The sequence below is a fragment of the Pseudomonas wadenswilerensis genome (assembly GCF_900497695.1).
Lineage (GTDB): Bacteria > Pseudomonadota > Gammaproteobacteria > Pseudomonadales > Pseudomonadaceae > Aquipseudomonas > Aquipseudomonas wadenswilerensis.
In genome coordinates this window covers 769550-783386 of the sequence record NZ_UIDD01000007.1, presented here as the reverse complement: position 1 = coordinate 783386, position 13837 = coordinate 769550, and the positions used below count along the sequence as shown (strand labels likewise).

Sequence of the window (13837 nt, the reverse complement as noted above, 5' to 3'; positions counted from 1 at the left end):
GTAATTATTGTTATTGCGCTTTTTCAGCGGCCAGCTCTTCCAGGTCGATGTAGCGGTTGCCGATGCGCGGGTGCAGGCGGCCGCCGTCGGCGCAACCGAGCACCACGACGATCTCGTCGGCACGCGGGGCGTCTTCGATCTGCATTTCCAGAGTGATGTAGTGCGAGCGCAGGCCTTCGTCGTCCTTGTGCATCATCGGGATCTGGATCGAGGTGCCAGGGCCGCCGCGCTTGTTGGTGAAGCTCAGGTAGCTCTTGGCCTGGACCGCTTCGCGGTAATGGTTGCCAAAGCGCAGGGTGTGGATCACTGCCGAGGCGTGTTCGATCTCGCCATCGGCGCCGACCACGGCGGCCTTGCCGTAAGCCTCGATCTTGTCGGCACCACCGATGGCCGCGCACAGGCGCTCGACCATCTGCGCACCGAGGTCCGAGCAGTTGGCGCGAATCTCTGGCTTCAAGTCTTCGACAAAACCGCGACCCAGCCACGGGTTCTTGATCACCACAGCCAGGCCGACCATGGTCACCGGCTTGTCGGTGGCCTTGCCGCCTTCAATCAGGGTTTGTTCGGTGTAGGTGACGATCTTGCGGATTTCGAAACTCATTAGCAGCTCCCGTGCAGGGTGGGTTGGTCTTGTTGTCTGATGGTATACCATAATATTTGACGCGCAAGGGCTTGCTGCAAATTTCTCTGCCTGGGGGACGGGTGGGAGGTAGAAAAGCATCGCGGGGCAAGTCGAGTCGACTTGACCCGCGATCAGCGCTTACTTGCGCGCTTCGAGGATCAAATTGAACGGCGTCTCGGTCGCCCGGCGAAAGCGCTTGAACCCGGCTTCCTCGAACACCGCTCGCAGCCTGCCTTCACCCGCTTGTGCACCCAGCCCCAGGCCAACTTCCTGAGACAGCGAGTTCGGCGTACAGATAAAGGTCGAGGCGGCATAGAACAGCCGCCCGACCGGCGTGCTGTTTTCATCCAGGGTGTCGTTGGCATACGGCTCGACCAAAAGCACCGTGCCGTCGGCTTTCAGCGACTCATAGGCATGCCGGGCGGCGCCGACCGGGTCGCCCATGTCGTGCAGGCAGTCGAAGTAGCAGATCAGGTCGTAGTCGTTGCCGGGGAAGTTCTTGGCGCTGGCCTGGACAAACTCCGTGCGTTCGGTCACGCCCCCTTCGGCAGCACGTTCGCTGGCGATGCTGATCGATGGGCCATGGTAGTCAAAGCCGCTGAAGCGCGAGGCCGGGAAGGCCTGGGCCATGATCACCGTCGAGGCGCCATGGCCGCAGCCGACATCGGCGACCTTGGCCCCGGCCTGCAGTTTGTCGATCACGCCGGTCAGGCTCGGCAGCCATTCGGCCACCAGATGGGCGCGGTAACCAGGGCGGAAGAAGCGCTCGGTGCCGCTGAACATGCACGGGTGATGATCGCCCCAGGCCAGGGCACCATCGCCGCGCATGGCGGCAACCAGTTTGTCTTTGTCGTGAAACAGCGCGGCAATCACCGAGGCACCGCCAGCGACATACACCGGTGAGTCTTCGATGGCCAGGGCCATGGCCTGTTCTTCCGGCAGGCGAAAGCGCCCATCGCTGTGTTCCATGTAGCCGGAAGCGGCCTGGGCGCTCAGCCATTCGCGCAGCAGGCGGGGATTGCAGCCGGTCTTGTCGGCCAGTTGTTCGGGTGTGATGAATTGGCTGTCGGCCATGGCCCGGTACAAACCGAGCTCATCGCCGAGGATCAGGTTGGCAAGCATGGCCGCGGCACCCATGTCGGTGACCAGCTTGCCCATGAAGTCATTGAGTCTGGCTTCGTCCATTGCGTGTTCTCCTGCAAGAAGTCCAACGTCAACGGGGTTGCCAGCGGGGCCGGCAACCTCGGGCCAATGTGTTGCGGGGGCAACTCTTAAGTCTAGTTCGCTTCGAAGAACGCCAGCACTTGTGCGCTGAACGCTTCGTCCGCTTCTTCCATGACGAAGTGCCCGCAGTCGGCGATGACGCTGCCGCGCAGGTTGTCGGCATGGGCTTGCAAGGTCTGCAACGGCACCTCGCCGGTAGCATGCTCGGCGCCGATGGCCAGCACTGGCATGTTCAGGCGTTTGCCGGCGCGCTGGCGGTTCTGGGCGATGGTCTGGCTGATCGAGCGGTAGTAGGCCAGCCCGCCACTCAAGCCGCCGGGCTTGCTGTAGGCCTTGATGTAGGTATCGACGGCAACGCGGTCGACATGGTGCGCCCAGCGCTCGAACATGAAGGTCAGGTAGCGGTCCTCACGGCCACTGATCAAGGCTTCGGGCAAGTCCTGCAACTGGTTGAACAAGAAGTGCCAGATGAAAATGTTCTGCTCGGCGCTGACAAAGATCGGCGGCGCCTCGGCCAGGCCCGGAATCACCGCCTCGCTGAGCACCAGTTGGCTGACCGCGTCGGGGTAATCGCTGGCCAGCGCATAACCGACCCACATGCCCACGTCGTGGCCCGCCAGCCGGTAGCGTTGGTGGCCCAGTTGGCCCATGGCCCGGTGCAGCAGCGCGGCGATGTTGCCGGTGTCATGGCCTTCGGCGGCCGGGTCGGAGAGGCCGGTGCCCGGCAGGTCGACGGCAATGGCCTGGTAACCCTGGCGGGCCAGGGCTTTCATCACATGCCGCCAGGTGTACCAGGTCTGCGGCCAGCCCGGGATCAGCAGCACCGGCTGGCCACTGCCCAGTTGTACGCAGTGCAGGCGGCGGCCAGGCTCGAGGATCAGGTAGCGATGTTCGAAGTCGGTTTCGGGGGTTGCTGACATGTGTTGCACTCCATGTGAAAAGGGCATTCAAACCAGGCCCAGCAGGGTCTGGATCTGTTGCGGGTCGACCGGCGCGCCGGCAAAGTCGTCGAAGGTGCGAGTGGTGACCTGGATGATGTGCTCACGGATGAACGCTGCGCCTTCGCGGGCGCCGTCTTCCTGATCCTTGAGGCAGCACTCCCATTCCAGGGTGGCCCAGCCGGGGAAGTCGTATTGCGCCAGCTTGGAGAAGATCGCCTTGAAATCGACCTGGCCGTCGCCCAGGGAACGGAAGCGTCCGGCCCGCTCGGTCCAGTCGCAGTAACCGCCGTAGGTGCCCTGGCGGCCAGTTGGGTTGAACTCGGCATCCTTGACGTGAAACATGCGGATGCGCGCGTGGTAAATGTCCAGGTAGTCCAGGTAGTTCAGTTGCTGCAGGACGAAATGGCTGGGGTCGAACAGCAGGTTGCAGCGCGGGTGCTGATCCACCAGGTCGAGGAAGCGTTCAAAGCTGCTGCCGTCGTGCAGGTCTTCACTGGGGTGGATCTCGTAGCAGAGGTTGATGCCATGGTCTTCGCAGGCATCGAGGACCGGCCGCCAGCGCCGCGCCAGCTCTTCGAAGGCCGCCTCGATCAGGCCGGCCGGGCGCTGCGGGAAGGGGAACAGGTAAGGCCAGGCCAGCGAGCCGGAGAACGTGCCCATGTCGGTCAGGCCCAGGCGTTGCGAGGCCTTGATTGCCAGGTGCAATTGTTCCAGCGCCCAGGCCGTGCGCGCCTGGGGTTTGCCGTGCAGGGCCGGCGGGGCGAAGTTGTCGCACAGGGCGTCGTACGCCGGGTGTACCGCGACCAGCTGGCCGAGCAGATGGGTGCTCAGCTCGCTGACCTGCAGGCCGTGCTCGGCGAGCATGCCACGCAGCTCATCGCAGTAGCCCTGGCTTTCGGCAGCCAGTTCCAGGTCAATCAGGCGCCGGTCCCAGGCCGGCACCTGCAAGGCCTTGAAACCATGGCCGGCCGCCCAGCGGGCGATCTCGGGGAGGCTGTTGAAAGGGGCTTGCTCAGCGCTGAACTGGGCCAGGTGCAGGCTGGGTCCTTTGAGGGTACGCATGGTGACTTCCTATTGTTTGTCGATCGACAAACAATAGGTCGGCAACAGGCTTGCGTCAACTGTTTTGCAGGGTAGAATCCGCCACACCTGATTTGATGGACACACAACCCATGGCCGGACGTCCCCGGGAATTCGATCGCGACCAGGCCTTGCACAAGGCCCTGGCGACCTTCTGGCAATACGGTTACGAAGGCACTTCGATGGCCCTGCTGGTCAGTGCCCTAGGCATTGCCTCGGCGCGCATCTACGCCGCCTTTGGCAGCAAGGAGCAGCTGTTTCGCGAAGTGGTGGCGCTGTACCTGGCCGAGCAGGGCGGCTTTGCCGAGCGGGTCATCCACCGCGACCTGGCAGTGGGCCAGGCCGTGGAGCAAATCCTCCTTGAGGCCATCGCCACCTACACCGCGGCGGACGGCCCGCGCGGTTGCCTGGCGGTGTCATCGACCGCCAGCGGCGGGCCGGATATCAGCGGCGTGCTCGACTGGATGAGCGAGCTGCGCCGCCAGCGCACCCAGTCGATCATCGACTTGCTGCAGCAGGCCCATGGGCGTGGCGAGCTCAAGGCCGATGCCGATCCGCAGGCACTGGGCGACCTGTTCGCCACCTTGCTGCACGGCATTGCCATCCAGGCCCGCGACGGCATTGCCACGGCGCGCCTGCAGGCGATGATCAAACCGGCACTAAGCGCACTGCGCGCGGCCCAGGCCTGATTCAGCGCGCCTGGCCGGAGGCCCGCTCACGCAGGGCCTTGCTGACCTTTGCCTGGATTTCGTAGGCCGGCGTTTCGACGGCGTCGAAGTCGCGCGAGTAGCGCCGGGCGAACTCCGCCACTCCCCATTGCTGGTACTGCTGCACATGGTGCAGTTCGTGGGCCCAGAGCGCGACGTTGTCCTGGGCGTCGGCTTCGTTGCGAAAGACGATGATGTCGATCAGGGTCACGGCGTTGACGTCGGGGTTCTGCAGCAGGGCATTGGCGCTGTCCAGGGCCTGTTGATCGCCGACCTTGTAGCGCGCCGCGTCGAGCACCTGGAAGTCATAGAACGGTTCGAGCTGGGCGCGGATGTGCAGGGGGATCGGCAGCACCGTGCCGGCCGCCGCAGTATCGCGCGCCTGCTGCAAGGCCAGGGCCAGGGAACTGCTGGCCATGCGCCCGAGGTCGTCGAGCACGGTGCCGGCCTGGCCCGGGTCGATGGGCGAGCAGATGCAACTGCCCAGGCAGATTTCGTACTGGCCGGCCGGGCAGGCGGCGAGGGCGGTGAGCGGGGCAGTCAGGGCAAAGCTCAGCAATAGCGACTCAAGAGGCTTCATGCAAAGCCCCGGCAATAAAGTCGCGGGAGGCCTTGAGCACCTGTTCCTGAATCGGCTCGCTGGCGAGCATGCGCGCAATCACCAGTGCGCCCACGCACTGGCTGATCAGCGCCCAGGCCAGGCCCGGGTCTTCGAGGGTTTGCGCCCAGGCTTGCTGCAGGCTGCACAGCCAGTGTTCGGCTTCTGCACGCACCGGTTGCTCGGCACGGGCGATTTCCGCGCCCAGGGTTGGTATCGCGCAACCGCCTTCGACATTGTGCAGATGAGCCATGCTCAGGTATTGATCCAGGCAGCGCTCCAGCCGCGCACGGTTCATCGGCTGCTGGGCGATGGGGCTCTGGGACAGCTCGCGGCGTACCACTTCGCTGAACAGGTCGTCCTTGGACGGGAAGTGGTTGTAGAAAGCGCCACCGGTCAGGCCGATGGCCTTCATCAGCCCGGCCACACCCGTGGCAGCGAAGCCGCCGCGCTTGGCCAGGGCGCCGCTGCTCTCCAGCAACTTTTGCCGGGTTTGTTCCTTGTGCTGGGTGGAATAGCGCACGCCGGCAATCTCCGCAGGGCTGGCTTGACGAAGCCTGAATCATAGCATAGCGTTCGTTTACTAAATGATCGTTTACTAATGGAGGCGACAGATGACCCAAGGCAAGAAGGTGGTACTGGTGGTAGGGGCCGGCGATGCAACCGGCGGCGCGATTGCCAAGCGTTTTGCCCGCGAAGGTTATGTCGCCTGTGTGACCCGGCGCAGTGCCGACAAGCTGCAGCCGCTGGTGGATGAGATCCGCGCCGCCGGCGGCGAGGCTCATGGTTTTGCCTCGGACGCGCGTAAGGAAGAGGAGGTGGCCGCGCTGGTTGAGGAGATCGAAAGCACCCTCGGCCCGATCGAAGCCTTTGTCTTCAACATCGGCGCCAATGTGCCCTGCAGCATTCTCGACGAGACCGCGCGCAAGTACTTCAAGATCTGGGAAATGGCCTGTTTCGCCGGCTTCTTGACCGCTCAGGCCGTCGCGCGGCGCATGGTCACCCGTGAGCGCGGGACTATCCTGTTTACCGGTGCCACCGCCGGCTTGCGCGGCGCTGCCGGGTTTGCCGCCTTCGCCGGCGCCAAGCATGGCATTCGCGCCCTGGCCCAGAGCATGGCCCGCGAGCTTGGGCCGCGCAATATTCATGTCGCCCATGTGGTGGTGGACGGAGCCATCGATACCGCGTTCATCCGCGACAGCTTCCCCGAGCGCTATGCACTCAAGGACCAGGACGGCATTCTCGACCCGCAGCATATCGCCGACAGCTACTGGTTCCTGCACAGCCAGCCCCGCGATGCCTGGACCTTCGAACTCGACCTGCGGCCGTGGATGGAACGCTGGTAAGCCCTCTCACAACAACCCGTATAACAACAAGAAAGGAACTGCTGCACATGAGCAAGACTGTCGAATTCTTCTTTGATCTGGGCAGCCCGGCCAGCTACCTGGCCTGGACCCAACTGCCAAGCCTCTGCGCCCGGCACGATGCGCAACTGGTGTACCGGCCGATGTTGCTGGGCGGGGTGTTTCAGGCCACCGGCAATGCCTCGCCGGTGATGGTGCCGGCCAAGGCCCGGCATGTGTTCGTCGACTTTCAGCGCTACGCCAAGCGCTATGGCGTGACCCTGGCGTTGCCACCGGGTTTTCCGATCAATACCCTGGGCCTGATGCGCGGCACCGTTGCCGTGCAGCGCTATCAACCGCAGCGTTTCGAGGCTTACCTGAGTGCGATGTTCCAGGCCCTGTGGGTGCAGCAGCGTAATCTTGGCGACCTGCAGGTATTGGCGGGTGTGCTGCAAGCGGCCGGTTTCGACCCCGAGCAGTACCAGGCCTGGACGGCCGAGCCCGAGGTCAAGGCCGCGCTCAAGGATGCGACTGAAGAAGCGGTGCGCCGAGGCGTGTTCGGTGCCCCCACGTGTTTTGTCGGCGAGCAGATGTTCTTCGGCCAGGACCGCCTGGAGTTCGTAGTGGAAGCGTTGGGCTAAGCAGGACAGTCAAGTGTAGCGGCATTATTTTCACTAACTGTATGGTCGAGGCGGGTCGGGACTCCGATAGTGTCAGTGCAGCCCAATAAAAAAACCGGATGCCTGCCATGCTCAGCTCACTGGACCTGATCACTGCCTTCGTACTGTTCGCCTTCGTTTCCTCGATCACCCCGGGGCCCAACAACACCATGTTGCTGGCCTCCGGAGTGAACTTCGGCGTGCGCCGTTCGATTCCCCATGCACTGGGCATCAGCGTGGGCTTCATGGTCATGGTCCTGGCGGTGGGTTTCGGCCTGGGCGAAGTGTTCAAGGCCTACCCGCCGATCTACACCGTGCTGCGCTATGTCGGCGCCGCCTACCTGCTGTACCTGGCGTGGAAGATTGCCACATCCGGGCCGCTGTCGGTCAGCGACTCGGCCAGCCGCAAGCCCCTGGGCTTCTGGGGCGCGGCGGCATTCCAGTGGGTCAACCCGAAAGCCTGGGTCATGGCCGTGGGCGCAATTACCACCTACACCCCGGCCCAGGGCTACGTCACCAACGTCATCGTCATCGCCACCGTGTTCGCCCTGGTCAACCTGCCCAGCGTGTGCGTCTGGGTGATGTTTGGCAGCGCCTTGCGCACGGTGCTGCAGAACCCGCGCTGGCTGATGCTGTTCAATTTGCTGATGGCGGCGCTGCTGGTGATATCCCTGTACCCCTTGCTGTTTGTAGAATCGAGTTTTTCCTGACGTGAGTACGCTGGCACATGCAGTTGATTCCCTGGTCCCATGACACAAGTGCTGGCTTCACCCTGCGCGGCTGGCGCTCCCCGGCCAGTGGCAAACCGTTGCTGCATTTTCTGCACGGCAACGGCTTTTGCTGCCTGGCCTACCAGCCGTTGCTGGCGCGCCTGGCCGAACAGTTCGACCTATGGCTGTGCGATGTCCAGGGCCATGGCGACAGTGACCATGGCGGCCCGTTTGCTGGCTGGAATCGCACTGCGCAGCTGGCCATCGAGGCCTTCGAAGCGGGCCGTGGCGAGTACGGCGAGGTGCCGCGTTTTGCCGTCGGCCACAGTTTTGGCGGGGTGCTCACCGGCTTGATGCTGGCGCAGCAGCCACAGCTGTTCCAGCGCGCGGTGCTGCTCGACCCGGTGCTGTTTACCCGGGCGATGATGGGCATCATGGGGGCCGCCGCGCTGGTCGGCCTGCACCGTCGTCATGCCCTGGCACGCAAGGCCGCCACCCGTCGCAGCCATTGGCCTGATCGCGGCACGGCACGGGCGTCGCTGGAGGGGCGGGGGATCTTCAAGGGCTGGAGCGAATCGGCGTTGCAGTCCTATATCGAACACGCCATCGGCGATTGCGGTGAAGGCGTGGTGCTCAAGTGCCGGCCCAGCCGTGAAGTGGAAATCTTCAGCTCCTTCCCCCGGCGCATGTGGGCTTCGTTGACCCAGGTGGCCACTCCGAGCCTGGTGCTCTATGGCGAATCCACCTATCCCTTCGTGCCGCAATCGGTACAACGCTGGGCCCAGGTCAATCGCCAGGTGACCGCGACCCAGGTGCCGGGCGGGCACTGCTTCATGCAGGAAGATCCGGCGGCGTGCAGTGAGCGGGTCGAGGCCTTCCTGCTGGGTTGATCTGGCTGTTGTCCATTTTGCGACGATAGCTGGCCTTATCGCGAGCGAACGACAGCGCGCCTTTGCCTAAGCTGCTCCTCCAATGACAACAACAGGAGAAGCAGCATGGGACAGGCGCGTTGGCCGTTGCTGTGCGTGGGAGCCGTGCTGAGCGGTGCGTGTAGTCATTTCGACGAGGGCCGGGTGCTGACCGCGGCGCAGCGGCCTGCAGTCGAGCTGAGCCGCACCGCGGATACGCGTGCGGATGCGTTACCGCAGGATTGGTGGTCGCTGTACCAGGACCCGCAGCTGGATCGCCTGGTAAACGCAGCCCTTGCGCATAACCGCGAGCTGGCCGCTGCCCAGGCGAATGTGCAGGTGTTGCTTGGCGGCCTGCGTGGTGCCGCCGCCGGGCGCTGGCCAACCACACGGCTGGGTTATGGCTACCGCTACGGCCGTGATGGGGATGACCAGACCCTGGCAGACGCCACCGCCAGCCATGCGGACAGCCAGTTCAAGCATGAAGCGCAATGGGGCCTGGATTACGAGCTTGATCTGTGGGGCCGGGTTGCCGCTGGCATCGTTGCGGCCCGCGCCGATGCTGAAGCGGCGCAGGCCGCCCGTGACCTGTTGCGGGTCAGCGTCGCGGCGCAAACCACGCGTGCGTATTTGCGGGTGTGTGCCCTGGGCGCTCGCCGCGAGGTGCAGCAGCAGTCAGTGGCGTTGCTGCAAAGCAGCCTGGACCTGACGCGCCGGCAACAAGCCGCCGGGGTCCTCACCGAGCTGGATGTCAGCCGCCAGCAAAGCCTGCTGGAGCAGACCCGCGCGTTGTTGCCCCGGTTGCAGGGCCAGCGCCAGGCCGCCTTGTTCGAGCTGGCGGTACTCAGTGGCCAGCCGCCGCAACACCTGGATCAACAGGCCAGCCATTGCCAGCGCCTGCCCAGCATTGCCCGGCCATTGCCAGTGGGCGACGCCTGGAGCCTGCTGCAACGCCGCCCGGATATCCGCCAGGCCGAACGCCAATTGTTCGCCGCTCGGGCACGGATCGACACCGCCAAAGCCGAACTGTATCCGCAGGTGCACTTTGGCGCGGCACTGGAATCTTCAGCGGCATCCTTCGGTGCGATGGGTGACAGCAAGGCGCTGACCTTTGCCATCGGCCCCTTGATCAGTTGGCGCTTTCCCAACCGCGAGCAGGCCCATGCCCGGGTCGAGCAAGCGCAAGCGAGCAGCGAGGGTGCCCTGGCGCGTTTCGACAGCGTGGTGCTGGAAGCCTTGCGCGACACCGAGCAGGCCTTGGCGCTGTATGCCGGAGAACGCCAGCAGCGCGCGGCATTGGCCCGCGCCACGGCCCAGAGCCAGCGCGCCTATGAACTGGCCCGGCTGAGCCTGGACGCCGGCGCCGTGGATGGCCTGGAGCTGCTCGACAGTCAACGCACCCTGGTCCGCCAGCAGGCCGAACTGGCCGAAGCCGACTTGCGCCTGCTGGAGCGCCAGGTCGCGCTGTTCCGTGCCCTCGGTGGCGGCTGGCAGCGTGTCCACACCCCTCGATCCCTTGCCTTGCACACCGGAGCCCGCCCATGAACCAGGCCGTTAGCCCTGATCCGCAGATTGTCAGCGTGAAACTGACCCGCCGCCGGCAAGCCATCCATGTGCTCGGCGCTGCCGGGTTGTTGGCCGTGCTGGCCTATGGCGGTTACTGGTGGAGCAGCGCGCGCTTCTTTGAACAGACCGACGACGCCTATGTGCGTGCCGACTGGGCACCGGTCAGCGCGCGGGTGGCAGGCTATGTCACCGAGGTGCGCGTGGCCGACAACGCCAGGGTCAAGGCCGGCGACGTGCTGGTGCGCCTGGACGATCGCGACTACCGGCAGCGCTTGCGCCAGGCCCGCGCGCAACAGGCCGCCAGCGCAGCGGCAGTGCAGGCACAACAGGCGCACCTGGTTACCTTTGGCGCGCAACTTGATGAGCAGCGCCAGGCCATCGCCCGTGCCCAGGCCGAACGCGCTGCCAGTGAAGGCGAGGCCCGGCGTGCGCAACTCGACTGGCAGCGCTACCGGCAACTGGCCGGGCAACAAGCCGCCAGCGCCCAACGCCTGGAAAGCGCCACCGCCAGCCGGGTCAAAGCCCAGGCGCTGTTACGCGGGGCCGCTGCCGAGCTTGAGCGCCAGCAGGCGCGGCAACAGGTGCTGAGCAGCCAGCGGCAACAGGCTCGGGCCGACCTGGCTTCGCGCCAGGCTGCGCTGGAGCAGGCCGAAGCGGAGTTGGGTCTGGCCGAGAATGCCCTGGCCGACACCGAGATTCGCGCGCCTTTCGATGGCGTGGTCGGCCAGCGCAAGGTTCGCCAGCAGCAGTACGTCACCCCCGGTTTGCCGTTGCTGGCGGTGGTGCCGGTGGCTCAGGCCTATGTGGTCGCCAACTACAAGGAAACCCAGCTTGAGCACTTGCGCCCCGGCCAGCGGGTCACCCTGGAAGTCGACACGTTTGGCCGTCACTGGCAGGGGACCGTCGACAGCGTGTCGCCCGGCTCCGGCGCGGTGTTCGCGCTGCTGCCGCCCGACAACGCCACTGGCAACTTCACCAAGATCGTCCAGCGCTTCCCGGTACGCATCCAGCTCGATGCGCCGCCCGCCGGTGAAGCGCAACTGCTGCCCGGTATGTCGGTGATCGCCACGGTCGATACCCGCGAGGCTCGCCATGGCAGTTGAAGACAAGGTCTCGTTACGCGCCTGGGTGGCGGTAATCGGCGGCTTGTTCGGCTGCTTCATGGCCGGGATGAACGTGCACGTCACCAGCGCCGCCTTGCCGGAGATCGAAGGTGCGCTGGGTGCCAGTTTCGAGGAAGGTTCGTGGATCTCAACGGCCTATCTGGTCGCCGAAATTACCATGATCCCGCTCACCGCCTGGCTGGTGCAGGTGTTCTCCCTGCGCCGGGTAATGCTGGTGGGCTCGGTGGTGTTTCTGCTCAGTTCGGTCAGTTGCGCCCTGGCGCCAAGCCTGCAGGCGATGATCGCCATCCGGGTCATCCAGGGCGCCTCGGGAGCGGTGCTGATTCCGCTGTCGATGCAACTGATCATCACCGAACTGCCGGCCAGCAAGATCCCCCTGGGCATGGCCTTGTTCAGCCTGTCCAACAGCGTTGCCCAGGCGGCCGGGCCGTCGATTGGCGGTTGGCTCACCGACGCTTATTCATGGCGCTGGATTTTCCTGTTGCAGTTGCTCCCGGGGGTGGCGCTGATTGCGGCGGTGGCCTGGTCGATCGGCGCCCAGGCCGGGGACCGGCGCAAGCTGCGCCAGGCCGACTGGCTGGGCATCGCCGCCATGGCCCTGGGCCTGGGGGCGTTGCAGATCGTGCTGGAAGAGGGCGGGCGCAAGGACTGGTTCGATTCTTCGTTCATCATCGCCTTCAGCCTGGTTGCCGGTTTTGCCCTGGCGCTGTTCATCCAGCGGCAGTTATGGGGGGATCGCCCGTTCATCAACCTGCGTCTGCTGGCCAGCTACAACTTTGGCGTCGCCAGCCTGGCCATGGCAGTGTTCGGCGCGGCGACGTTCGGCCTGGTATTTTTGGTGCCCAACTACTTGTCGCTGGTGCAGGGTTACAACGCCCGCGAGATCGGCATCAGCCTGATCGCCTACGGCATGGTCCAGCTGCTGTTGGCGCCGTTGCTGCCGCGGTTGATGCGCTGGCTCAACGCTAAACTGCTGGTCGCCAGTGGCTTCGCGATCATGGCCCTGGGCTGCTGGCTGGGGGCGCACCTGTCGGACGATGCCGCCGCCAACGTGATCATCCCCTCTACCGTGGTGCGCGGTATCGGCCAGCCGCTGATCATGGTGGCGCTCTCGGTGCTGGCGGTCAAAGGCCTGGACAAGGCCCAGGCGGGCTCGGCCTCGGCGCTGATCTCGATGCTGCGTAACCTCGGTGGCGCGGTGGGCACGGCGTTGCTTACGCAACTGGTGTCCCAGCGTGAGCGTTTTCATTCCGAGCGTATCGGCGAGGGCTTGACGATGTTCGATGGCGCCTTGCAGCAGCGCCTGCCGGACGGGCTGGTCGATGTGCAGTCGCCGGCGGTGATGCAGACGCTGAGCCTGATTGACCACAGTGTGCGCCAGCAGGCCTACCTGATGGCCTACTCGGATGCCTTCTACCTGGCCTGCCTGGCCCTGGCCGTCTGCGCCCTGGCTGCATTGCTGCTGCGCCAGAAGGACGGTTGATCAGTCCGGCTGTGCCGTGCCATAGGCCTGGGCCTTGCCGAAATAGGCCGAGGGCGAAACCCCCAGGGTGCGGCGGAACATGGCGCTGAAGGCGCTGGGGCTGTCGTAGCCCAGGTCCAGCGCCACATCAAGAATCGGATGCCCGGCGGCCAGGGAGTCGAGGCTGGCCAGCAGGCGCATGCGCCGCAGCCATTGGATGAAGCTCAAGCCGGTCTCGCGCTGAAAGGCGCGGGTCAGGGTGCGCGCGCTGCTGCCGATCAGGCGGGCGGCGCGGGCAAGGTTCCAGTCTTCACTGGGGGCATCCCGCAGGGCCTGGCACAGCTCGGCCAACTGCGGGTCGCGGGGGGTGGGCACATGCAGGGCCATGATCGGCAGCACGCGGATCTCATCGAGGATCAGCTGCATCACCCGCTCATCGCGACCGCCGGGCGGGTAGTCGGCGGGAATGTCCATGGCACTGATGATCAGTTGGCGCAGCAGCGGCGAGATGTCGATCACCTGGCAGTCCTGTGGCAGGTCGGTGCGGGCTTTCTGGTCGATGAACAGGGTTCGCATGCGTACTGCTCCGGCCATCTTCAGGTCGTGTTCGACTGCGCTCGGCACCCACACCCCACGCCCGGGCGGCACCACCCAGCTGCCCTGCAGCGAATTGACCGTGATCACCCCGCTCAGGGCATGGATCAACTGCGCGCGGTTGTGGCAGTGCGCGGCAATGCGTTCGCCGTGGCGGTAGTTTTCGGCCAGGGTGAGGATGGGCTTTTCCTGGCGGGCGGCAGGCGACATGAGCAAGGGCCGTGTTGAGCGGGAAGCGCGATGGTAGCAAAAAGGGCGTTGACTGCGACCGCTGCGCGCTCGATCGCCGGCACGCCAGC

Annotated in this window: 15 protein-coding genes; 8 read left to right on the top strand and 7 right to left on the bottom strand. The window is 65.1% G+C overall.

From position 1 onward, the window contains the following. Positions 1–10: 10 nt before the first annotated feature. The 4 genes from CCOS864_RS14605 to CCOS864_RS14590 form a co-directional block, all read right to left on the bottom strand. A complete protein-coding gene (locus tag CCOS864_RS14605) occupies positions 11–601 on the bottom strand; it encodes an amino acid synthesis family protein (protein ID WP_115086958.1) in 591 nt (196 codons plus the stop codon). Between the two features lie 159 nt (positions 602–760). Further along, positions 761–1807 (bottom strand): class I SAM-dependent methyltransferase, encoded by a 1047-nt coding sequence (locus tag CCOS864_RS14600; RefSeq protein ID WP_115086957.1) that lies wholly within the window; start codon positions 1805–1807, stop codon positions 761–763. Positions 1808–1899: 92 nt separating this feature from the next. Continuing rightward, positions 1900–2766, bottom strand: coding sequence for an alpha/beta fold hydrolase (locus CCOS864_RS14595; protein WP_115086956.1), 867 nt, complete (start codon positions 2764–2766; stop codon positions 1900–1902). A 27-nt stretch (positions 2767–2793) separates the two neighbouring features. Beyond that, complete coding sequence (locus CCOS864_RS14590; RefSeq protein ID WP_115086955.1) at positions 2794–3849, bottom strand: sugar phosphate isomerase/epimerase family protein; 1056 nt, start codon at positions 3847–3849, stop codon at positions 2794–2796. A gap of 110 nt (positions 3850–3959) precedes the next feature. On the opposite strand from CCOS864_RS14590, the gene CCOS864_RS14585 reads away from it, so the two are divergent. Further along, positions 3960–4556, top strand: a complete 597-nt coding sequence (locus CCOS864_RS14585; protein WP_115086954.1) for a TetR/AcrR family transcriptional regulator — start codon at positions 3960–3962, stop codon at positions 4554–4556. A gap of 1 nt (position 4557) precedes the next feature. On the opposite strand, the gene CCOS864_RS14580 is transcribed toward CCOS864_RS14585, so the two are convergent. After that, complete coding sequence (locus CCOS864_RS14580) at positions 4558–5154, bottom strand: eCIS core domain-containing protein (protein ID WP_115086953.1); 597 nt, start codon at positions 5152–5154, stop codon at positions 4558–4560. After that, positions 5141–5695 carry a TetR/AcrR family transcriptional regulator gene (locus tag CCOS864_RS14575; RefSeq protein ID WP_115086952.1) on the bottom strand — a complete coding sequence of 185 codons (555 nt, stop codon included), beginning with the start codon at positions 5693–5695 and terminating at the stop codon, positions 5141–5143. Before CCOS864_RS14575 ends, CCOS864_RS14580 begins: the two co-directional genes overlap by 14 nt. Before the next feature lie 91 nt (positions 5696–5786). Here CCOS864_RS14575 and CCOS864_RS14570 point away from each other — a divergent pair, with 91 nt between their 5' ends. The 7 genes from CCOS864_RS14570 (at position 5787) to CCOS864_RS14540 (ending at position 12965) form a co-directional block, all read left to right on the top strand. Beyond that, positions 5787–6518, top strand: a complete 732-nt coding sequence (locus CCOS864_RS14570; protein ID WP_115086951.1) for an SDR family oxidoreductase — start codon at positions 5787–5789, stop codon at positions 6516–6518. Between the two features lie 47 nt (positions 6519–6565). Then, a complete protein-coding gene (locus tag CCOS864_RS14565; protein WP_115086950.1) occupies positions 6566–7156 on the top strand; it encodes a 2-hydroxychromene-2-carboxylate isomerase in 591 nt (196 codons plus the stop codon). A 98-nt stretch (positions 7157–7254) separates the two neighbouring features. Further along, positions 7255–7884, top strand: coding sequence for a LysE family translocator (locus CCOS864_RS14560; RefSeq protein WP_177414870.1), 630 nt, complete (start codon positions 7255–7257; stop codon positions 7882–7884). 17 nt (positions 7885–7901) lie between these two features. Continuing rightward, entirely contained in the window at positions 7902–8774 is an 873-nt protein-coding gene (locus CCOS864_RS14555) for an alpha/beta fold hydrolase (protein WP_115086948.1), read from the top strand. Positions 8775–8879: 105 nt separating this feature from the next. After that, positions 8880–10337: an efflux transporter outer membrane subunit gene (locus CCOS864_RS14550; protein WP_115086947.1), complete on the top strand. Its 1458-nt coding sequence runs from the start codon at positions 8880–8882 to the stop codon at positions 10335–10337. Next, positions 10334–11461 (top strand): HlyD family secretion protein, encoded by a 1128-nt coding sequence (locus CCOS864_RS14545; RefSeq protein WP_115086946.1) that lies wholly within the window; start codon positions 10334–10336, stop codon positions 11459–11461. The genes CCOS864_RS14550 and CCOS864_RS14545 overlap by 4 nt, the downstream gene beginning before the upstream one ends. Further along, on the top strand, positions 11451–12965 hold the full coding sequence (locus CCOS864_RS14540) for an MDR family MFS transporter (RefSeq protein ID WP_115086945.1): 1515 nt from the start codon (positions 11451–11453) through the stop codon (positions 12963–12965). Before CCOS864_RS14545 ends, CCOS864_RS14540 begins: the two co-directional genes overlap by 11 nt. Here the strand turns inward: CCOS864_RS14540 and CCOS864_RS14535 are convergent, their stop codons facing one another. Continuing rightward, positions 12966–13748: an AraC family transcriptional regulator gene (locus CCOS864_RS14535; protein ID WP_115086944.1), complete on the bottom strand. Its 783-nt coding sequence runs from the start codon at positions 13746–13748 to the stop codon at positions 12966–12968. Between the last annotated feature and the right edge of the window lie 89 nt (positions 13749–13837).

Coding starts and splice junctions, on each gene's coding strand:
- CCOS864_RS14605 (WP_115086958.1), bottom strand. CDS start 601: ATGAGTTTCGAAATCCGCAAGATCGTCACCTACACCGAACAAACCCTG.
- CCOS864_RS14600 (WP_115086957.1), bottom strand. CDS start 1,807: ATGGACGAAGCCAGACTCAATGACTTCATGGGCAAGCTGGTCACCGAC.
- CCOS864_RS14595 (WP_115086956.1), bottom strand. CDS start 2,766: ATGTCAGCAACCCCCGAAACCGACTTCGAACATCGCTACCTGATCCTC.
- CCOS864_RS14590 (WP_115086955.1), bottom strand. CDS start 3,849: ATGCGTACCCTCAAAGGACCCAGCCTGCACCTGGCCCAGTTCAGCGCT.
- CCOS864_RS14585 (WP_115086954.1), top strand. CDS start 3,960: ATGGCCGGACGTCCCCGGGAATTCGATCGCGACCAGGCCTTGCACAAG.
- CCOS864_RS14580 (WP_115086953.1), bottom strand. CDS start 5,154: ATGAAGCCTCTTGAGTCGCTATTGCTGAGCTTTGCCCTGACTGCCCCG.
- CCOS864_RS14570 (WP_115086951.1), top strand. CDS start 5,787: ATGACCCAAGGCAAGAAGGTGGTACTGGTGGTAGGGGCCGGCGATGCA.
- CCOS864_RS14565 (WP_115086950.1), top strand. CDS start 6,566: ATGAGCAAGACTGTCGAATTCTTCTTTGATCTGGGCAGCCCGGCCAGC.
- CCOS864_RS14560 (WP_177414870.1), top strand. CDS start 7,255: ATGCCTGCCATGCTCAGCTCACTGGACCTGATCACTGCCTTCGTACTG.
- CCOS864_RS14555 (WP_115086948.1), top strand. CDS start 7,902: ATGCAGTTGATTCCCTGGTCCCATGACACAAGTGCTGGCTTCACCCTG.
- CCOS864_RS14550 (WP_115086947.1), top strand. CDS start 8,880: ATGGGACAGGCGCGTTGGCCGTTGCTGTGCGTGGGAGCCGTGCTGAGC.
- CCOS864_RS14545 (WP_115086946.1), top strand. CDS start 10,334: ATGAACCAGGCCGTTAGCCCTGATCCGCAGATTGTCAGCGTGAAACTG.
- CCOS864_RS14540 (WP_115086945.1), top strand. CDS start 11,451: ATGGCAGTTGAAGACAAGGTCTCGTTACGCGCCTGGGTGGCGGTAATC.
- CCOS864_RS14535 (WP_115086944.1), bottom strand. CDS start 13,748: ATGTCGCCTGCCGCCCGCCAGGAAAAGCCCATCCTCACCCTGGCCGAA.